The organism is Aliarcobacter vitoriensis, from assembly GCF_048320235.1.
In the GTDB taxonomy this organism is placed as follows: Bacteria; Campylobacterota; Campylobacteria; order Campylobacterales; family Arcobacteraceae; genus Aliarcobacter; species Aliarcobacter vitoriensis.
Genome location: NZ_CP182882.1, coordinates 1,369,036 through 1,390,566, shown reverse-complemented (window position 1 = coordinate 1,390,566; position 21,531 = coordinate 1,369,036). Strand labels below are relative to the sequence as shown.

Here is a 21,531-nt window from a genome sequence, read left to right as displayed (position 1 = left end):
TTATCTACTACAATATGAAAGTTTATTATTGTTAAACATACAAGATAGTTCTTGCAAAGCACTATCAACTCTTACAGTAAACCCTGATATTAAAAGCATATCCATAGTATAAAGTTGGTTGTTTTTTCCAGCATTTGTTGAAGCGACAATATCTTTATCTAAACCTGTTTCACCAGTATGATTTGAAGTTATAATAACATCTGGATTCATCTTTAAAATAGATTCTGGTGATATTTGTGTATATTGTTTAAAATCAATTACATTTTCTCCACCCGCAATATTTATCATATATCCTGCTTTTGTTTCAGTTCCAGCAGCCATTATAGTGCCCTCACCTCTTGAGAATAAAAATAGAACTTTTGGTTTTTTCTTATCTTTTATCTCTTCTTGCATTTTTGAAACATTACTTTCAATTCTTTCTATAATATTTGAAGCTTTTTTCTCTTCACCCAAAATCTCACCAATTTGTCTTATCTTATTTTTTGCAGATTCTATTGTAGGATTATCTTCTACAACATAAGTTTTTATTCCATAGTTTGGAAGGCTATCTATAAGTTTTTTTGGTCCTGCTTGACTACTTGTAATAACAACTTCTGGTTTTAAAGATAAAATTCCTTCTTGTGGAAGATTTAACCAATATCCAACATTTGGCAATTTTGAAGTAATCTCTTTTGGATAAGCACTTGATAAATCAACTCCAATTAATTTATCAGCATGTCCTAACTCAACAATAGTTTCTGTGATACTTCCACCAACACTTACTATTTTTGAAGCATAAGAATAAGTTGTAGCAAGAGCAAAGACCAAAGATATTTTTATTATATTACGCATCTTTTTTTAACCCTAATTCATGAGTATCTCCATGAGCATTACCATTCATAGTATTAAGTTCTTTAACTTTTTTATTTGTATCATCAAGTTTGTAAGCTGCTCCAAATCCAATAACAAAATTTCCATCATAAGGAGATAATTTATAAAATCTTGAAGATGGCATACTTCTAACTAACGATGCTTGTTTTCCAAATCTTTCTTCAAAAAGTTGTGCTATTTTCTCAGTTCTTTCATCATTTTCATCAAATTTCTCTGCATGAGCTCTAAAATACAATCTTCTTCTTGCATAAATATGTTTTGTAAGACTTTCATCTTCTAAAAAAAGAATATGTGCTTTTCCAGTATTGTACATATTATGAGAGTGCTGAACTGATGTGCTTATAAATACATAAAAATTTCCATCTTCATCTTGAACAAATGGTGAATGACTAGCAAATGGTTCTCCATCTGAACTAACAGTTGATAATATAACTGTTTTTATATTGTCTAAAAAAATATCTAATTTCTCTTGAGCTTTTTCTAAACTTGCTGTTTGTGGCATATTTTCCATAAATAATCCTTTTCAAATAAATTAAAATTTCAAAAGAATTATATTAAAGTTAGGAATAAATATCAATATTGTCTTATCGAAATTAGAACATTTTTTTCACAAATCAGATTTTTTTTGAACATCTTTTGGTTTTGTATTATATTTGCTAGAAAAGGCATATGAAAAACTTCCTTGATTTGTATATCCAACCATTAAGGAAACCTCTTTAACAGAATATCTATTTTCTTTTAAATATTTTACAGCTTTCTCTAACCTTAAATCTTTTAAATATTCATGAATTGTCTTTGTAAAAAGTTCTTTAAATCCTTTTTTTAATTTTGTTTGATTTAATGCTACTTTTTTTGACAATAGTGGAATAGTAATATTTTCATAAAAATACTCTTCAATATATGTTTTTGCTTTTTTTACTCTCTTTATATCTTCATCATTTAATTTATCTATTTTAATTACATCTTTTTTAAGTTCTTCAAAAACATAAAGTATCACTTCCATAGTTTTATTTTTTAAATAAATTTTATCCATACCACTAGTATATTCTCTACTAAAAACTTCTAAAAATTTATTTTTTAAATCTGGTTCATAAAATTTTTTATAAAAATCTTCTTTAAACATATCCGTAATATAGCCATTCTCTTTTAAATAATTTTCATCTAAAGTTATACAAATATATTTTATATGTTCACCTTGTTTATTTAGTAAAGATTCTTCAATATCTTTTTTATACTCAACACTTATTTCATTTTCACTATAAACTCTTTTTTCATTTGTAGATTGATCTAATTTTTCTAAATTACCTTGAAGAATTATTCTTATTTGAAAAGACTCTTTTTTACTTCTAAGCTTTTGAATATGAGATTGTTTTATCTCGTTATCCACAATATTCAAGTATATATTATCTTCAATCATTGCATTTACAATATTTAAATTTATATATTGATTATTCACTCTTGCTACTTGCTTTACAAAATATTTACTTCTTTCTTCTTTTAATATAACTCTACCTACTTCATAGAGTTTTGATCTTGATAGATTAGTCATCATCTTTCCTTAATAACAATTATTAAAACAAATTGTATTTGGATTTTAGTTTATATATTTTTAAAACTTGATTATTTACATACAAAAAAATTAATTTTTCTTATATTTTGTTTCAAAACAAGCTTAAAAATAGTTTAAAATGTATATTTTTATAAAATCTAACCTATTATTTTCATTTTGAATAAACTATCTTTATACTAAAATTTCAAAAAATTTACAGGATTTTTATGAATAGAATTGATTTAAAATATATTTGGAATTTACTTTTAGAGAAAAAAAAACTTTTAATAATCGGGCAAATTATAACAATTATTGCAATATTAATAAGTGTTCCTATACCTTTGATGCTTCCAGCACTTGTTGATGAAGTACTTTTAGATAAACCTAGTTTTTTTGTAGAAAATATAAATGCCTTTTTTGGAAATCAAAATGCTTTCAAATATATTCTTATCGTTACTTTAGCAGTAGTTTTTTTAAGAGCTTTCCACTATATATTTTCTGTACTTATCACAAAAATATTTACAAATATTGCAAAATTTGTAACATTTAAAATAAGAGAAAAACTTTTAAAATATCTTAAGTCTGTATCTATGAATGAATATGAAAGTTTAGGAAGTGGAGCAGTTACAGCAAATTTGATAACAGATGTAAATACTTTAGATAGTTTTATAATGTCAGTTGCTAGTAAACTTGTAACTTCAATCTTAACTTTAATAGCTGTTGGGCTTGTAATAATTGCTATTCATCCAATTTTAGGGATTTTAATCATAGTTGTTCAACCACTTATTATGTTTCTTTCAAGAAATATTGCAAAAAAAACTGGAACACTAAAAAAAGAAGAAAATGAAGCTATATCAGATTTCCAAAATGATGTAGGAGAATCTTTAGACCTATTTTCTCAAATAAAAGCTAGTAATAAAGAGGAGTATTTTTTTAATAATGCAATAAGCAAGGCAAAAAATATTCAAATAACTTCAAATAAATTTAGCTATAAAAGTGTAGCTTATGAAAGATTCTCTTTTACACTATTTTTAATAGTTTTTGAGGTTTTAAGAGCTGCTGGACTTGTAATGGTAGCTTATAGTGATTTATCCATTGGTATGATGTTTGCTATGTTTGGATATATCTGGTTTATTATGACTCCTGTCCAAGAAATACTCTCAATGCAATATTCATATATGACAGCAATGGCAGCTATTGGAAGAATAAACAAGATTTTGGCACTTCAAAAAGAACCAAATGGAAATAAATGTTTTGAAGAAAAAGGTTTAAATATTGATTTAAAAAATGTTAGTTTTTCATACAATAAAACTAAAGAAGTTTTAAAAGATATAAATATAAATATCAAATATGGAGAAAAAGTAGCTCTAATAGGTGCAAGTGGAAGTGGAAAAACTACTTTAGCTCAAATAATTGCTGGATTTTATACAAAAACAAATGGAACAATAAAATATAACAATATAAAAATAGAAGAGCTAGACAAACAATGTCTAAGAAATGAGATTTTTTTGGTATTACAAATGCCAATGTTATTTAATAATACCTTACGATTTAATATAACTATGGGTGATGAAAATATAAACGATGAAGATATTTATAAAGCTTTGAAAATAGCACAATTAATAGATGTTGTTTATAGTTTAGAAAATGGTCTTGATACTCTTGTTGGAAAAAATGGAGTAAGACTTAGTGGAGGACAACGACAAAGATTGTCTATTGCGAGGATGATTATAGCAAATCCAAGTGTTGTAATTTTTGATGAATCAACTTCAGCTTTAGATGTTCAAACAGAGTCAAAATTATTTTGTGATTTAGAAGATATCTTGAAATATAAAACTGTTATCACAATAGCTCATAGATTAAGTACAGTTAAGAATGCAAATAAAATCTATGTTTTAGATGATGGTAAAATTGTTCAAAGCGGTAACCATAATGAATTAGAAAAACAAGAAGGACACTATCTTGAATTTGTCAAAAATCAATTAATTTAAAAGGAGTACAAATGGAAAAAATAGTAGAAAATGAGATAATAAAAGAAGTCGAAGCAAGTAAGTTTGATGAAATAATAGAAGATATCTCAACTTGGGGTAAGATTTTAATGATAAAAATTACACCATCTTTTGTAATAGAGATAAAAGATAATATGCCAACAGGAACTTATGGTCATGGTTACTACAATTTTGATTCAAAAAATAGCTCTATTTCAGGGCATTTAAAAGTAAGTGATATACAAACTATATCTTTTGTATCAAAAATACTTAGAGGAAAACTATCTCATAGTGTAGTTTTTAGCTCACAAGATGAAGATATTTTTAAGATATTTGTAACTAGAGATGAACAAGGAGAACTTTTAAAAGAGCAAGTTCAAAAGTTTGAGAATTTAAGAGATAGGATTTAATCTAACATAAAGTATAAAAGGTAAGAATATTTTACCTTTTTAGCTTTTATTAATCTTCCATTTACTAAAATCATTTTTTGTTTAGGTTTGCGGTGCAAACTGATATCTTGATTTATACTTCAATTTACTTTCAAGCAATATCTTTTATCAATCTTATTTTTTATTGTTAAGGAGCAAAAATGGAATTTTTGCAAAGTTTAAAGGCTTCCCTTTCAAGATTTTGGTCGCCAATTCCTGCTGTTATTGCACTTGGAGTTTTAAGTGCATATTATTTTGGAATAACTGGAACTTATTGGGCTGTTACAGGTGAGTTTACTAGATGGGGTGGACATTTTCTACAACTATTTGGAGTTGATGTTTCAACTTGGGGTTATTATCAACTTATGAAAATAGATGGAAATATATTCACAAGAATTGATGGTGTTATGATTATTGGTATGTTTGCAGGTTGTATTGCAGCAGCTTTTTGGGGGAATAATGTAAAGTTTAGATTACCTTTAAATAGCATAAGAATATGGCAAGGTCTAATAGGTGGTATCATAGCTGGATTTGGAGCAAGACTTGGTATGGGTTGTAACTTGGCAAGTTTCTTTACTGGTATTCCACAATTCTCATTCCATGCTTGGGTATTTACAGCATTTATGATTGTAGGAGTATATTTTGGAGTAAAAGTCGCACTTCACCCATTTTTCCAATCAAAAATCAAAATGCAAAAAGTATCTTGTGCGAAACCACTTGAACACAATGAAGAAAAAGTTAAAAAATTCTTTACATTTGGTACTTTTGCATTTATAGCTATTATTATTTGGGCTTTATACTTAATATTTGTTGTAAATAGTGCAAAACTTGGTATGGCTATGTTATTTGGTGCATCTTTTGGGCTTATTATTGCAAAAGCACAAATTTGTTTTACATCTGCATTTAGAGATATTTTTACAACTGGAAGAAGTGAATTAGCAAAAGCTATCATTATAGGTATGGCGGTAGCAACTTTAGGTGTATTTGCATTTATTATGATGGGACAACCTGCAAAAATATTCTGGACTGGTCCAAATGTTGTTATAGGTGGATTACTTTTTGGATTTGGTATTGTTCTTGCTGGTGGTTGTGAATGTGGTTGGATGTATAGAGCTGTTGAAGGTCAAGTTCATTTTTGGATAGTTGGAATTGGTAATATCATAGGAGCTACACTTTTAGCATTTGTTTGGGATGATATAAGTCCAACATTAGCAACTTCTTGGCCAAAGATAAATCTACTTGAAAGTTTTGGAAATTATGGTGGATTAATAGCAAATTATGGATTGTTGTTATTGTTTTTTATTTTAATTTTAGTTTTAGAAAAAAGATATTTAAGAAAATCAAGAAATAGATAAAGGAAAAATTATGGAAAATAAACAAATAGTTCCAGATTATAGGATAGATATGCAAGGTGAACCTTGCCCATATCCAGCGATAAATACTCTTGAAGCAATGAAAGAGTTAAAAGATGGAGAAATATTAGAAGTTATTAGCGATTGTCCACAAAGTATAAACAATATCCCTGCTGATGCTAAAAATCATGGATATAAATTACTTTTAGTTGATAGTGATGGACCAACTATAAGATATATTATTCAAAAATAATTTTGATTTAGATATAAAAAAGTTTCTTCTATATATTAAACGTTTGAGATTACAAAAAACGGACACAAATAAGAAAAGAATTTTTAAATTCTTTTTTTGTGTTTCAATATGTAACAAAATATCTATTTTAACTTACTCAAAATTTCATCTACATCTAAACTTATTTTAGAAAAAGCAAACCATTTTTTACCCAAATCTTTTAAACTAGCACCCAAATGATATATCTCTTTTTTATCAAGTATTAAAAATCTATCATGTGAATTTTTAAAAGTTTTCAAAGATATATTTTTATATTGTTTTTGATACTTCTCAAAATCTAAATTTAGTTGTTTTGAGATGTTATTTGTATAGATAGTAAAGTTTATATTTTGATATTTACTAAAAAGAGTAAAAACTGTATCATCTATATAGTTATCTATTAAAATAACTTCTTTTTTTGATAACTTTAGTAAATCATTTATAAATTTGTATGAGTCATATATTTGTCCATCATAAAAGATACCTTCTGATGGTTTTAAGCTTTTATCTTCAAATTTATTTTCAAGTTTTGATATTTTATTTTTCAAAAAAACTACATCATTTTCTAATCCTAGAAATCTTTCATTTGTAATTTTCTCACCATTTATCACATATCCATTTTGGATATAACTCTTCAAAATAGATGTTGCCCATTGACGAAATTTTGTCGCTTTAATAGAATTAACTCTATAACCAACAGATATGATCATATCAAGATTATAGTGCTCAACATTTCGTTCAACCTTACGATTTCCCTCTTTTTGAACTATTAAGAAATTCTGAATAGTTCGGGTTTTTATCAGTTCTTCATCTTTGTAAATAGCTTTTATATGCATATTTATATTTGGAACAGTTACATTAAAAACTTCTGCAATTTGCTTTTGTGTAAGCCAAATGGTTTCACTATCAACAGAAACTTTTAGTTCTAGTTCACCATCATTATAAACTACTAAATTTGATAAATCTTCCATTTTTTATCCTTATGATAACAATTCTAAAATTCTATCATAAAAAGAAAAATTGGATAAATAATATTGCATTTTGTAAGATTTTATTTATACCCTTAAGTATGAGTTCCAAAGTAAAAAGGTAAGTATATTTTTATATCGAAATTTTAATCTCAAAATTAAATAAATACTTTGAAACCCATGCTTAAAAGCACAAAGAGAGTAAAAAACTCTCTTTATTTTTAAATATTCTTAAAACTCCATTTTCATAGAAAATGCAACAGATCTTGGATCCCCTAAATAATTGCCACTAGCCCAATAATCTTTTCCAGTTAAATTTGACACATTTAATAAAAATGTTGTTGGATATTTATCTACCTTAGTTTTATATCTTAAACCTGCATCAAATAGAGTATAACTTGGAATTTTATCTGTATTTGCACTATCAACATACTTCTTACCAGTATAATATGCTCCACCAGTTACAGTCAATCCACTTACAAATGGAATATTATACTCTGAATAAAGTTTTGCCATCTTTGTAGAAGCTTCTATTGGTTTTTTACCTTCAATAGCTTTATTACTATGTTTTTCAACACTTAAATCCATAAAAGTTACACCACCCATAAGTGTAAGATTATCTGTAACTTTTCCAGTCAATCCAACTTCAATACCTTGATGTATTTGTTCTCCATCTTTAGTAAGTGTTGGTTTACCTAAACTTGCTACTGTGCTATTATCAATATAAGAATTAGCTTTTTCTATTCTAAATAATGCTCCTGTTAATAATATACTTTCATTTAAACTATATTTTGCTCCAATTTCATATTGTTTGCTTTTATATGGATCTAAGATTTCATTCTCATTGGCATATATATTCCCAACAATAGTTCCAGCTTCTAAACTTTCTATATATGTAGCATAAGTTGTTAAATCTTCAAATGGTTTATACATAAGTGAAAGGGTAGGAGTAAGTTCAGATACATCATATTTTGAGCTTTGTATACCACTATTATTATATCTTGTACTTATAATAGTTGCATAATTTGCTCCAACTAAAGCACTCCATTTATCATTGAAAACTATATCATCACCAATTAATATATTTTTATATTGAGTTTTCCAACTAGGTATCAATTTACTATTATGAACAGTCGTAGATACTGATGGTAGATTTTTTATTTGGTCTAAGGTTACACCTGCAAAGAATTCGTATTCAGCTCTTATTTCTGGTCTTGAAAATTTTAAATAATTTTCAGAATAACCAACTGTTAAAAGATGATTTATTCCCAAAGTTTCAAATTTACTATCTAAATATATATTTCCTGAATATCCTTCATACTCATTAGGAATAGATGAATATTTACCAGTTTCTACATCATATAAACCATCTGGTCTCATATATACAATTTGCTCACCAATATACTTATGTTTACTTTCTTCATAACTTAATGAACTTCTAAGAGTAAATATATCATTTATATCCCATTTTAAACTTGTCATTACTCTATCATTCTCTTCCTCTGTCGATGCCCAATCAGCTGAATAGCTTTTACTTACATCAAGATTAGGTCGAGTCATATTATTTCCTATATAAAAAAGTGGTTTTATAGTTTTTTCTAAATCTCTATGTGCATAGTTTAAATCCATTGTAAAGTTATCTGTTGGTTTAAAATCAAATGCCAAACTCACATATTTTTGTTCTTTTTCAAGATCATTTACACTATCTCCATCTTGATAAAGAGCATTTATTCTATATCCAAAGATATTTTTATCATCTATTTGTCCACTTAGGTCAATATGTCCGTAGTATTGTTCACCACCATAATTTCCTATTTTTATACTTCTTTGATTTTCAAGTGTTGGTTTTTTAGTTACATAATTTACAGCTCCACCAACTCTTCCACCACCATATAAAAATCCTGTTGCTCCACTAATAGTTTCAACTCTTTCTAAATCCTCCATTGTAATAAAACTATACCAACCAGCTATTGGCATACCATTAATTATTGAATTTGATACGTCAAACCCTCTCATATAAGGTATATTAGCACCATTAAATTCATTCATACTATTTTGAGTTGTTGGATTCATTTTAAAAATAGGAGCCATATCATTGGCTTGTACATTTTCAATTAAATCTTTTGTGATTATATTCATTGAGTAAGGAGTATCTTGTAAACTTCTTTTTCCCCATAGTCCAACACCAGTTATATTTTCAGTTAAGTATCCAGCTTCTGCACTCCCATTTTTACCAGTATTTACAGAAACATCATCTAATATATAAGTACCATTAATCACTTTTACAGAAGATACTTTTCTTATAACAATAGTATTGTCATTTATAATGGCTTCAAGGTCTGTACCTTTTAATAGTTCATTTAAAGCATTTTGTACACCTTCAATATCTTTGATATTTGGTGCTTTTTTACCATCTAAGATTCTAGTATCAACCATATATGTCATATTTGATTGTTTACTTATATCTTTTATTGCATCTTCTAGTGAACCACCACCTGCTGAAAAACTTTGAGCCAATAGCTGACTACTCAAAACGATAGACAAACTTGTAGATAATACAAGCTTTTTTGAAAATTTCATATTTTCTCCCTTTATTTTAAAATTATCAATATGAGAATTAATCTCTATAAGTGTAGTCTAAAAAATTGAAAAAACCTGAAAGAATTTTTTAACAAATTTTGAAATTTGTTAAAATTTGTTGAAAGATAGCGATTTTATAGGGGTTTAATAAAAATATTTTTTATAATATATTTGATATAACCATCATAACTTATCATTAAACGATATATTCTAATCGCATTAAATCAAAAAGAATTACTACAAATATAAATACAAATTAGTTTCTAAGAACAATTTTTTTATCATCTACATATTGAACTTTTATAGGATAAATCATAGGTAAAAGTTTTGTGAATTTATCAAAATCATATATATCAAACTCTCCAGTTATTGGAAATTTATCATTTTTTGTTACTATAAATTCAATTTTTTTATCAAAATATCTTTGAAATTCATTTAATACATCAATCAATGGAGTTTGATTAAAAATAAATTTCCCATTTTCCCAAGAAGCCATTTTTTCAATTCCTACTTGTTCTAGCTTTGCAATTTCTCCATCATTTGATATTTCCAAAATATCACCTTTTTTTAGCTCTGAAACTTTTAAATCATTATGATTTATATCTACAATTCCGTCTAAAACAGATATATTTACACTATTCCTTTTTTGATTTACTTCAAATTTTGTACCCATAACTTTTACTAAAATATTATTGCTTTGTACATAAAATGGTCGTTCTTTATTTGGACTTACTTCAAAGATAGCTTTTCCAGATTTTAAAAAAACTTCTCTTTTATCTTTTGAATATTCAACTTCAATATTTGTTTTTACATCAAGAGTTATTTTTGAATCATCTGGCATTAAAATATCTTTCATTATGATATTTTGTGAATATATTTTTTGCGAGTAGTTGTCCTTGAAATAAGAGATATATACAAAACCAACTACCAAAATACAGGCTGCAAGAGTTGATATTTTTTTTATTTTACTTAAAAATCTTTCTTGTCTTAACTCTTTTTGTACTTGTTGCGATAATCTTTGTTTATCTTGTTTTGGTATTTTTGAAAACATCTGTCTAAATGCTTTCTCTTTTTCAAATACTGCTTTATTTTCTTCTATGCTTATCCACTTTAAAAATTCTTCATCAGAGTATATATCTTTTTTTTCTTGTTCACAACTCAAGTAATATCTAGCTTTTTCTAAAATTATATTTTTATTTTCCATTACTTTACACTTCCATTTTCCAAATTCTCTTTTATTTGGTTACTTGCCATACTTATATGTTTATCTACTGCATTTACAGTTATATTCATCATTGTAGCAACTTCTTCTCTTGAGTAACAATCAATAAAATGCAAAGTAAAAGCTTGTCTTCTTTTTTTGGGTAGCTTTTCTATTTCTTGCAATAAAAGTGCTGTTTCTTCATTTTGTATCATTATTGTTTGTATATCATCACTTTCTTCTATGTGATAATCTTCTTCAAAACTTATTTTATCCATTTTATATTTTTCTTTGTATACATCATACATAACATTTTTGGCAATCCTAAATAGCCAAGCTCTCTCATTTTCAACATCTACTTTTTTAGCACTTTTATATGCTCTTGTAAAAGTTTCCTGAGTTATATCTTCTGCTATATCTTTATCTATAACATTTTTCCTAACATATTGAAAAATTTCATCATAGTGTGCTGTCATTGTTTACTTTATCCCTTAAAATAACAATTATTATAATTGTAAGATGCAAATTGTAGCTAAATTTGAACTATACTCTTATTAAATTATTCAAAAAGATTTACTTTATATAAAGCTAAATCTTTAGAAGATATAATTAACTATTACTCTACTTATATATTTTCACTAAAATATTTATATTTGAGATTCAAAAATAGGAATTTATAATTTGAAAAAAGATATTAATCGAAAAACCTTTACTTATAGCTGGTTTATATTCTCTATTTGTATAGTTATAACTATTGCTTTAATTCAAGGTTATTTTGAATATAAAAATGCCGTTGGAAATGCAACAATCAAAACAAATAATCTTACAATACTACTTACAAAAAAATTAGAAAATGATTTTGAAGAGATTGATAATATATTAAAATTTGCAGAAGATATAATATTAACTTTACCAAAAGAGAATAAACTATTTTTAGAAAACTCTTTTGAACAAAAAACAAAAATAGTTTCTGAAAAATTTAATTATTTGATAAATAATTTTGAAGATATTGACAATATAAGCTATGCAAATCCAAATGGAGAGATTATTTATTCTTCTAGTCAGTTAAATTTTAATATGGATTTAGCCAATAAACCATATTTTAAAGACATAAAAACTAATACAAGTTTAACAAAAACTTTTTCTAATATCATAGTTTCTCCAAATAAAGAACAGTTCCTTGCTAGACTTCATGCAATAAAAGATGAAAATGGTAACTTATTAGGTGTTTTAATAGCATTTATAAATATGCATACTATAAATAATACTTTAAGCTCAATAAATATAGGAGAAGGTGGCGTATCACTAATAAGAAGTTCAGATAATACTGAATTAATATCAAGATACCCAATGACCGATAATCTTGAAATTTATAAACCATTACCACCAAGTAACCCAATATTTATAAAAATAAAAAACGGTGAAAAAGCAGGAGGGCTTGAATATATAGCTTCAACAGATAAGCATAAAAGAGTTGGTAGTTTTATAGTAATGGATAAATATCCATTTTATGTACAAGTTGCAATATCAGAACAAGAGTATTTAGAACACTGGAAACGAAATTTATTGATAGTTGCTATTTTAATAATTTTATTTATTTTTATAGCTTTTTTAGTATTTATCGCCATTAAAAAGAGTTATAAAAAAGAACAAACAGCTATTATTGAACTAATGAAAACTAGAGATTCTTTGATTACTGAAAAGAACCGTTTAGCAAATATTATAACTGGAACAAATGCAGGTACGTGGGAATGGAATGTACAAACAAATGAAGTTATATTTAATGAAAAATGGGCAAATATGATAGGTTATACATTGGACGAAATTGAACCAGCAGATATAAATACATGGATGAAATTTGTACAACCAGATGATTTAGAAAAAAGTAAACAACTATTAAGAAAGCATTTTAACAAGGAACTAGATTATTATGAATCAGAAATGAGAATGAAGCATAAAAATGGTTCATGGATATGGATAAAAGCAAGAGGAAAAGTAATATCTTGGAATGAAAAAGATAAGCCTATCATAATGATGGGAACACATATTGATGTAACTAAAGAAAAAATATTAATCCAAGAAATGGAACTTGTAAAAAATAGATTTGAGAATATGTTTAAAACCCATTCATCAATAATGCTTTTGACGGATCCTAATAATAGAAAAATAATCGATGCAAATCAAAGTGCTATTGATTTTTATGGTTATACTATCGATGAATTAAAGGGAATGGATATTTCTAAAATAAATCTATTAGAAGCAAAAAGTATAGAAGAAAAACAACAAGAAGCGAAAGGTTCAATAAAAAATCTATTTATATTTTTTCATAAATTAAAAAATGGAGATATTAGAACGGTTGAAGTTCACTCTTCTCCAATAGAAACAAATAGTGGTGTTATATTATTTTCAATTATAAAAGATATTACAAAAGAGCAAGAACTTAAAAATGAGATTTTAAAAGAAAAAATAAAATTTCAAACATTTATAAATCTATCTTCAGATGCAATTGCAATATTAGATATAAATACAGGAAAACTTTTAGAATATAGTAGACAAACCAAAAAATATTTAGGTTATAGTGATGAAGAGATGAAAAATCTTACGATATTAGACTGGGATAAAGATATAAAAAATATTGAAGAATATAGAAATAATATTGTATCTATGATTGGATATGATACAACTTTTATAGAAAGAGTACATAAACGAAGAAATGGTTCGTATTATGATGCTGCAATTAGTCTTGTAAAAATAACACTAGATGGAGAAGATTTTATATACTCTTCAGCAAGAGATATAACAAATGAAAAACTTATACAAAAGAAACTTCAAGAATCTTATAAAAATCTTGAAAGATTGATTGAATCACAAGATAATATTGTAATACTAACTGATGGTGAACAAATAAAATTTGCAAATCAAAAATTATTTGATTTTTTAGGGTTTAGAAATCTTAATGATTTTAATAAAAAGCATAAATGTATTTGTGAATTATTTATAGAAAAAGAGAATTTCTTTTCTATTAAAAATGATACTTGGTTAAAAGAGATTAAAATACTTGAAGAATCAAAAAGAATTGTTGCAATAGTAGGAAAAGATTTTCAAGAACATGCTTTTTCTGTAAAAATGAACAATTTTGATGATGAAACAATGATAGTAAGCTTTACTGATATTTCTCAAACTATTTCAAAAAATATATATCTTGAGAAAAAAATTATGCATGATAAACTTACAAATGCCTATAACAGAGAATTTTTTGATAAAAACTATAAAAATTTAATTAATAAGTATCACACAAATGATTCTAATCTTGCAATTGCTATGCTTGACATTGACCATTTTAAAGCAGTAAATGATACTTATGGACATGATATTGGAGATGATGTTCTAATAAGATTTGTAGAAATTATAAATAAATCTTCTAGGCAAAATGATATTTTAATTCGTTGGGGTGGAGAAGAATTTATTTTAATTTTACAATTAAAATCTCCAAATGATCTTCCAAAAATACTTGAAAATTTGAGAAAAACAATTGAACAATATAATTTCCCAAAAGTTGGTCAAAAAACTTGTTCATTTGGAGGAACAATATATCAAAATGATGAAGATATCCTTAAAACCATTAAAAGAGCAGATGAAGCTGTATATGAAGCAAAAGCTGCTGGAAGAAATAAAGTAATAATTATATAGTTTTTTGTATAATCACACTTAATTTTTTACAAAAGGAATAAGATGATAAATTTGATAAATAAAAAAGATAATGTTTTTGGAGATGATATTGCTTTTGTAGAAAATTGGGATTTTTCACATGCAAATTTGAATGAAGAAAATCGAATAAGAGCAATAACTCAAGTAGCTTCGATTTGTTATCAAAATCCAAAAGCATTAGGAAGCGAAAGCCTTTATAATAGACTTATGGCAGAAAGTATGGGATTACCAAGTTCTAGTTTTGAATTTGTACCAGTATTACTAGATTATGAAAATCCTAAACATAAAGAGATTTTGGAGTTAGAATATTCAAACTCTAAAAAATTTGGTGAAATTTTAGATGATAAATATTTACTTACAAATTATAGAGCTTTAGTTTATGATTTTGAAAATGACAAAGATAAATTTAGCTTTGATATAAGAACTATTTTTAATACAAAACAAGAGTGTGAAATTATAAAAGAGCATTTCAAAGTATTTTTATTTAAAGTTGATTTTCCAACAAGAAGTCAGATGGTAAGACATAGAGTTTGTTGGCAAGAACTTTCAAGACGTTATGTAAGCGGTAAAAAAGTACCTTTTGAGTTTTATGTAAGTGAAAAATTAAAAGATAATGAAAAAGTGCAAAACTTTATAAAAGAGAGTGAAGAGTTATATTTTGAATTATTGGAAAATGGTGTAAAACCACAAGAAGCAAGAAGAGTAATTCCTCAAATGGGATATACTCAAATTTGGGGAGCATTTCAACCAAAACAATTGGATAATTATTTCAAATTAAGACTTGATAATCACGCACAATGGGAGATAAGACAAACTGCACTTGCTATGCAAGAGCTTTTAGGATGAGTGCATTAGAAATTGCTGATATTATAGGAATAATATCTTTTGCATTAAGTGGATTTTTGATAGGAGTCCACTGTAAACTTGATATTTTAGGAGTTTTTATCTCTGCATTTTTAACTGCTTTTGGTGGAGGAATGACAAGAGATGTTTTAGTAGATAGAACTCCTTATGTTTTTACTTCAAATCTTCCACTTAGCCTTGTAATTGCAACTGTTTTGATTGCAATGCTTTTTAAACTACACAAAATCACAAATTTAGAAGGAAAATGGGCGTTCGTAATATCAGATGCTATTGGACTATCATCTTTTGCAATAACTGGTGCAATTATAGCAATAGAAAGTGGTTTTAATTTTTTAAGTGTAATAATGTTGGCATTTATAACTGCCGTTGGTGGAGGAACAATAAGAGATGTATTGATAAATCGTATGCCTTTTATATTGGTTTCGGAGTTTTATGCAACAGTTGCTTTGATTATTGGTTCTATGGTATATATTTTAGAAATATTTGAAATGAGAAACCTTATGACACTTATCATAGTTTTTGTATTTGGTGTACTTTTAAGAGTTTTTGCATATTATAAAAAGTGGAATTTACCAACTTTATCAAAATAAAAGGAGTTATTATGGCAAATAGTTTAACAGTGGTAGAAAAAGAATTAGTTGAGAAATCATTTAAAGAAGTAAAAGATTTTAGACAATTAGGTGAACAAATAACTGCTCCAATAGATTCAATCATAGATGAAACAGCAAAAATCATAGAAAATGACCCCATAATGGATGTATCAAAAGTTTTAGAATCTATGAATAAAGAGATGAATGTTGTTTATGATGAGATTATAGACAATGATAGTGGAGTGATGAAGTTTTTCAAAGCCATTCCAGTTATTGGAAATGTTGCAAAATATCTTGATGAAAAATGGGATGAACAAAGTTTTAATATCCAATCAATAAATGGAAAAATCTCAACAATCTTTAGTGGTTTTGACCAAGCTTACACTTCTTTAAATACTTCTATTGATATGCAAAACAATTTTTTAGAAGGGATTGAACAAAATTTAGGAAAAGTTATCGACTATAAAGAGTATTTAGATGTAAAACTTGAAGAGTTTAAACAAAATTTACAAACAAATCAAGATGATGATAAAACTAAACTTTTTGTAAAAAGTATTGAGTTTTTTCAAACAAATCTAGTAGTTTTAATAGGTAATTTAGAGATGGCAAAAAAAAGACTTCTTGTAAGACTTGATTCTGCTAGAAAACTATCTTTATCAATGAATGCTTCAAAACCAATATTTAAAACACTTTTATCAACAGCAATTATTGAAATTTCAGGACAAAAAGCAATAGATGCTTCAATGGCAACTATTGAAGCTATGAGTAAAACAATAGATAAAATGTCTTCAACTTTGACTGATGAAGCTATAAAAAGCAATAAAAAGGCTGAAGAATTATCTTCAAAACCTGTATTATCTTTAAATGTTTTTGTAGAAAATGTAAGTAAATTAAAAACTCATTTTGAAGAGATTGAAGATTATAGAGCTCAAGTTGCTATCGAAGCTAAAAAAGAGCAAGAAAACTTTGATAATGCAAGAAAAAGTTTGGCAAGTATAAAACTACTTAATAAACAACAAAGTGATGAATTAGAACATATTTTAAGTAAATAATATTAATGTACCAAAAAGATTATTTAAATAAAGAAATAAGAGAAGAGATAGAAAAAAAGGGATTTAGTATATATAACTATATCTCTTTAAAAGAGTTACTTCTTACTGTAAATAAGGATTATTTAGCAGTTATTACTGCTTTAAATACTCCTTTATTTGTTCTTTTTATAGTTGTTGGACTTATTAATCAACTTCTTTTAGTTTCTATGGTTTTTATTATTTATGGATTTATTTTTATATATTTAATAGCTAAACTTTTATTTAGAACTTACAAATTTTCACAAATTACAAATATTATATATACTCGTAAAGGTTTAGTAATTGGTAATAGAATTTTTCACTATAAAAAAGATGAAGAGTTAAGAGTTTTACTTTTAGATTATGAAAAATTATTTGATGAATATTTATCAAAACCATCGAAATTAGGTGAAAGTATTAAATTCTTACAAAAAGGTTTAGTAGAAAATTTCTCAGAAAAATTCTCTAAAGTATCTCAAATAAGAGGTAAAAATACTGGAATAATTGTTGTTTTGGTTATTTTTTATGCTGTAACAACTTTTATTTTATATTATTTAGGTTTTATTTTAGGCTTTTTTATATTCTTTATTTTCTCATTTTTTATAAATTTATATTTTAAAATAAATAAATCTATAGAGTTAAAAATCAAAGACAAAATGACAATTATTGATAACAAAATAAAGAAATTAGATGAAATTTATCTTTTACTAAATAAGCAAATAGGTACTTTTCAAGATGGAGAAATATCTAATTTAAGCAATAAAATAGATAAAGATATGAATATTTTTTATGACAATATAAATAATATTTTAACATATCAAGATAATTTAAAAAATATTATAGAACAATCAATCTATAAAGATTTTATAGATTTTGAATATTTAGCTTTATACATTCAAATACAGTTTAATAAACCTTTAACTGATGTTATAAAACTTATGAGTGATTATAAATCAAAAGTCGATAATCAAATAGATGAAATAGAAAATTATCTAAAAAATAGTAATGAAAAAGAGAACTATCAAGTAGAGCAAAAACTGATAAATCTTCAAGCTATACAAAAAAATATCAATCTATATTTGGATAAATTAGAGTTAAGTTTACAGTAACAAAAATATTTTAAGGGGAAAATATGATAAAAAAACAAAGTTTTGTATTAAAACATATTTGGAATAAATAATTCTATGCACACAAAAGATTATCTAAACCAAGAAATAAAAGAAGAGATAGAAAAAAAGGGATTTAGTATCTATAACTATATCTCTTTAAAAGAATTACTTCTTACGGTAAATAAGGATTTTTTAGCATTTGTTGCTTCGGAAAATTATACTCATATACTTATAGCACTTAGTATGATATTTATATTACCTTTAGCATTTGTTATACATTTATTTGTAACCCAAAGTAAATTAGGTTTATTACTAACTATGCTTGTATTTTATACTTTTGTTTATATTGCAATTTTTATATATTTAATAATTAAACTCTTATTTAGGACTTATAAATTTTCAAAAATTACAAATATTCTTTATACAAAAAAAGGTTTGATAATTGATAATAAAATTTTTAACTATGAAGAAGATAGTAAACTAAAAAATTTACTTTTAGATTATGAAAAACTATTTGATGAATACCTATCAAAACCATCAAAACTCTCTGAAAATATTAATATTTTAAAAAAGAATATTTCAGATGACCATAAGAATTCAAAAGAAAAAGATTGGTTTTCACATACTTTTATATTTATATTCTACTATTTAGGAATCATTTTAGGTTTTTTCTTCTTTTTTATATTCTTCTTTTTTATCAGTTTATATTTTAAAATAAATAAATCAGTAGAATTAAAAATAAAAGATAATATGACAATTATTGATGATAAAATAAAGAAATTAGATGAGATATATCATTTATTAAATAATCAAATATCTACTTTTAAAGATGGGAAAATATCAAACCTATCAAAAAAAATAGATAAAAATATGAATAAATTTTATGAAAATATAAATACTGTTTTAACTCAAAAGAATTTACTAACAAAGATTATTGAACAGTCAATTTATAAAGATTTTATAGATTTTGAATATCTAGCTTTTTATATCAAAACACAATTCAATAAGCCTTTAAATGATGTTATAAAGCTTATGAGTGATTACAAATCAAAAGTCGATAATCAAATAGATGAAATAAAAAATTATCTAAAAAACAGTAATGAAAAAGAGAATTATCAAGTAGAGCAAAAACTGATAAATCTTCAAACTATTCAAAAAAATATCTCTATGTATCTAAATAAATTAAAGATGAGTTTACAATAGATAAAACTCATTTTTAACTTTTCATTTACCTTTAAAAGATACAATCCAACAAAATTTTTTAAGGAAAAAATATGATAAAAAAACTACTTTTAGCTACATTTTTAGCTCTTGGATTAAATGCTGCTCCATTGGCAGTTGAGAGTACAATTACTGATTTAAAAATCAAAGACCAACATGAAGTTGAAAAAACTATTGATGCAAATGTAAAAACTATACTTTTTGCAAGTGATAAAGGAACAAGTGATTTATTAAGAGATTATCTTTTACCATTAAGTGAAAAAGAGAATATCTTAGAAAAAAATTCTGCTGTTTATGTTGCTGATATTTCAGGAATGCCAAGTCTAATTTCAAAATTTATAGCTCTTCCTAAAATGAAAAAATACCCTTTTTCAGTTTTACTTTTAGATGATACAAATAAAGATAATTTTACTAAAGAAGATGGAAAAATAATCGTTTATAGTTTAGAAGATGGAAAAGTTACTGAAATAAGAAAAATTTCTACTACTGAAGAGTTATCAGAAATTATAAAATAAGAAGTTTTAGCTTTATGCTAAAACTTTTTTAAATGCCTCAACTATTGCAATCTTTTCCAAATCTTTTATTTTAGTTTCTAAAGTTTCAGCTGTTTCATTTTCACTTAATTCTAACTCTTTTATTAGTATTTTTTCACCTTCATCGTAATTCTCATTTACATAGTGTATTGTAACACCTGATTTTTTCTCACCATTTTTTACAACTGCTTCATGAACAAAATGTCCATACATACCTTTTCCACCATAAATTGATGGTAAAATTGCTGGATGAGTATTTATAATTTTATTTGGAAAAGTTTTAAGTAAATTACCCTCTATTTTTTTCATATATCCAGATAAAAATATATAATCACAAGCAAACTCTTTTAATGTTTGAGATATTTTTAAATCTAAATTTTCATTTGGAAACAGTTTTGAGTTTATAACAAAACTTTTTATACCATATTTTTTAGCTTTTTCTAAAACTCCAGCATCACTATTATTTGTGATGATTACTTCAACTTTTGCATCTAAAATACCATCTTCTATCGCTTTTTGGATTGTTTCAAATCCACTTCCATTATACGAAGCTAAAATTCCTATTTTTTTCAATCTTTATCCTTTTATTCTTTGAGAGTGAGTTAATGCTATTGCTATAGCATCTGTAATATCTAGTGGTTTTATCTCTTTTTTTATTCCAAGCAATCTTTTTACCATAAATGCTACTTGTTCTTTTGTAGCTTTTCCATTTCCTGTTACTGCTTGTTTTACTTGAAGTGGTGTATATTCACTAAAATTTCCAAAATTTTGAAGTATTTTTAATGAAATAGCTCCACGAAATTGAGCAAGTTTTATAACTGTTTTTGGGTTAAAAGCATAAAACATATCTTCAATAGAAACCTCATCTATTTTATGAGTTTTAAATATCAAATCAATACCTTCAGTCATCTCAACAATCTGTTCTTGTAAAATCGTAGTTTTTATCTTGATAAGGCCTGCTTCTATAAGTTTTATATCTCTTCCATTTTTTTCAATAACTGCATATCCACAATTTCTAGTTCCTGGGTCAATCCCTAATATTTTCAATATTTCACTCTTTTCATCAAATAATTATTCACTTATTATAAAATGCCATTATATCGTAATTTTAACATATATTTTTATACAAAAGAAAAAATTTATTCACAACTTATTCACTATGTGTAAAAATAAAATATTTTCTAATTTTAATCTCTTTTTCCTTTCTTGAAGCTATTTTATAAAAATTT

General features: G+C 25.5%; 20 protein-coding genes. 11 read left to right on the top strand and 9 right to left on the bottom strand.

Annotated elements, in window-relative coordinates; all coding sequences use genetic code 11:
• The 3 genes from ACNSOS_RS06965 to ACNSOS_RS06955 all read right to left on the bottom strand — a co-directional run bounded on the left by ACNSOS_RS06965 (position 1) and on the right by ACNSOS_RS06955 (position 2,419).
• On the bottom strand, positions 1-831 hold the full coding sequence (locus tag ACNSOS_RS06965) for a heme/hemin ABC transporter substrate-binding protein (protein WP_418184715.1): 831 nt from the start codon (positions 829-831) through the stop codon (positions 1-3).
• Complete coding sequence (locus ACNSOS_RS06960; protein WP_113894741.1) at positions 824-1,381, bottom strand: HugZ family protein; 558 nt, start codon at positions 1,379-1,381, stop codon at positions 824-826. Before ACNSOS_RS06960 ends, ACNSOS_RS06965 begins: the two co-directional genes overlap by 8 nt.
• A gap of 96 nt (positions 1,382-1,477) precedes the next feature.
• Positions 1,478-2,419, bottom strand: a complete 942-nt coding sequence (locus tag ACNSOS_RS06955) for a helix-turn-helix domain-containing protein (RefSeq protein WP_258238082.1) — start codon at positions 2,417-2,419, stop codon at positions 1,478-1,480.
• 227 nt (positions 2,420-2,646) lie between these two features.
• On the opposite strand from ACNSOS_RS06955, the gene ACNSOS_RS06950 reads away from it, so the two are divergent.
• The 4 genes from ACNSOS_RS06950 (at position 2,647) to yedF (ending at position 6,440) form a co-directional block, all read left to right on the top strand.
• The gene (locus tag ACNSOS_RS06950) at positions 2,647-4,410 is read left to right on the top strand and encodes an ABC transporter ATP-binding protein (protein WP_418184714.1); all 1,764 of its coding nucleotides are present in this window, start codon (positions 2,647-2,649) and stop codon (positions 4,408-4,410) included.
• Between the two features lie 11 nt (positions 4,411-4,421).
• Positions 4,422-4,817, top strand: a complete 396-nt coding sequence (hutX, locus tag ACNSOS_RS06945) for a heme utilization cystosolic carrier protein HutX (protein WP_418184713.1) — start codon at positions 4,422-4,424, stop codon at positions 4,815-4,817.
• Positions 4,818-4,996: 179 nt separating this feature from the next.
• The gene (yedE, locus tag ACNSOS_RS06940) at positions 4,997-6,190 is read left to right on the top strand and encodes a selenium metabolism membrane protein YedE/FdhT (RefSeq protein ID WP_418184712.1); all 1,194 of its coding nucleotides are present in this window, start codon (positions 4,997-4,999) and stop codon (positions 6,188-6,190) included.
• A 10-nt stretch (positions 6,191-6,200) separates the two neighbouring features.
• A complete protein-coding gene (gene yedF / locus ACNSOS_RS06935; RefSeq protein WP_113894736.1) occupies positions 6,201-6,440 on the top strand; it encodes a sulfurtransferase-like selenium metabolism protein YedF in 240 nt (79 codons plus the stop codon).
• Positions 6,441-6,562: 122 nt separating this feature from the next.
• On the opposite strand, the gene rhuM is transcribed toward yedF, so the two are convergent.
• The 4 genes from rhuM to ACNSOS_RS06915 form a co-directional block, all read right to left on the bottom strand.
• Positions 6,563-7,429, bottom strand: coding sequence for a RhuM family protein (rhuM, locus tag ACNSOS_RS06930; RefSeq protein ID WP_418184711.1), 867 nt, complete (start codon positions 7,427-7,429; stop codon positions 6,563-6,565).
• 228 nt (positions 7,430-7,657) lie between these two features.
• The gene (locus ACNSOS_RS06925; RefSeq protein ID WP_418184710.1) at positions 7,658-10,006 is read right to left on the bottom strand and encodes a TonB-dependent siderophore receptor; all 2,349 of its coding nucleotides are present in this window, start codon (positions 10,004-10,006) and stop codon (positions 7,658-7,660) included.
• A gap of 256 nt (positions 10,007-10,262) precedes the next feature.
• On the bottom strand, positions 10,263-11,210 hold the full coding sequence (locus ACNSOS_RS06920; RefSeq protein WP_418184709.1) for a FecR family protein: 948 nt from the start codon (positions 11,208-11,210) through the stop codon (positions 10,263-10,265).
• Entirely contained in the window at positions 11,210-11,683 is a 474-nt protein-coding gene (locus ACNSOS_RS06915; RefSeq protein WP_113909211.1) for an RNA polymerase sigma factor, read from the bottom strand. Before ACNSOS_RS06915 ends, ACNSOS_RS06920 begins: the two co-directional genes overlap by 1 nt.
• 205 nt (positions 11,684-11,888) lie before the next feature.
• Here ACNSOS_RS06915 and ACNSOS_RS06910 point away from each other — a divergent pair, with 205 nt between their 5' ends.
• From ACNSOS_RS06910 to ACNSOS_RS06880, 7 genes are all read left to right on the top strand, one after another.
• Positions 11,889-14,897, top strand: coding sequence for a diguanylate cyclase (locus ACNSOS_RS06910; RefSeq protein WP_418184708.1), 3,009 nt, complete (start codon positions 11,889-11,891; stop codon positions 14,895-14,897).
• A gap of 42 nt (positions 14,898-14,939) precedes the next feature.
• Positions 14,940-15,761, top strand: coding sequence for an FAD-dependent thymidylate synthase (locus ACNSOS_RS06905; RefSeq protein ID WP_418184707.1), 822 nt, complete (start codon positions 14,940-14,942; stop codon positions 15,759-15,761).
• Positions 15,758-16,369, top strand: coding sequence for a trimeric intracellular cation channel family protein (locus tag ACNSOS_RS06900; protein WP_113894727.1), 612 nt, complete (start codon positions 15,758-15,760; stop codon positions 16,367-16,369). The genes ACNSOS_RS06905 and ACNSOS_RS06900 overlap by 4 nt, the downstream gene beginning before the upstream one ends.
• An 11-nt stretch (positions 16,370-16,380) precedes the next feature.
• Positions 16,381-17,421, top strand: a complete 1,041-nt coding sequence (locus ACNSOS_RS06895) for a hypothetical protein (RefSeq protein ID WP_418184706.1) — start codon at positions 16,381-16,383, stop codon at positions 17,419-17,421.
• A 5-nt stretch (positions 17,422-17,426) separates the two neighbouring features.
• Positions 17,427-18,548 (top strand): hypothetical protein, encoded by a 1,122-nt coding sequence (locus ACNSOS_RS06890; RefSeq protein WP_418184705.1) that lies wholly within the window; start codon positions 17,427-17,429, stop codon positions 18,546-18,548.
• A gap of 75 nt (positions 18,549-18,623) precedes the next feature.
• Positions 18,624-19,751, top strand: a complete 1,128-nt coding sequence (locus ACNSOS_RS06885) for a hypothetical protein (RefSeq protein WP_418184704.1) — start codon at positions 18,624-18,626, stop codon at positions 19,749-19,751.
• Between the two features lie 71 nt (positions 19,752-19,822).
• Positions 19,823-20,284, top strand: a complete 462-nt coding sequence (locus ACNSOS_RS06880; RefSeq protein ID WP_418184703.1) for a hypothetical protein — start codon at positions 19,823-19,825, stop codon at positions 20,282-20,284.
• Between the two features lie 12 nt (positions 20,285-20,296).
• Here ACNSOS_RS06880 and ACNSOS_RS06875 read toward each other — a convergent pair whose 3' ends face one another.
• A complete protein-coding gene (locus ACNSOS_RS06875) occupies positions 20,297-20,875 on the bottom strand; it encodes a phosphoribosylglycinamide formyltransferase (protein ID WP_418184702.1) in 579 nt (192 codons plus the stop codon).
• A 3-nt stretch (positions 20,876-20,878) separates the two neighbouring features.
• Positions 20,879-21,349, bottom strand: coding sequence for a crossover junction endodeoxyribonuclease RuvC (gene ruvC / locus ACNSOS_RS06870; protein ID WP_113894721.1), 471 nt, complete (start codon positions 21,347-21,349; stop codon positions 20,879-20,881).
• Positions 21,350-21,531: the final 182 nt, after the last annotated feature.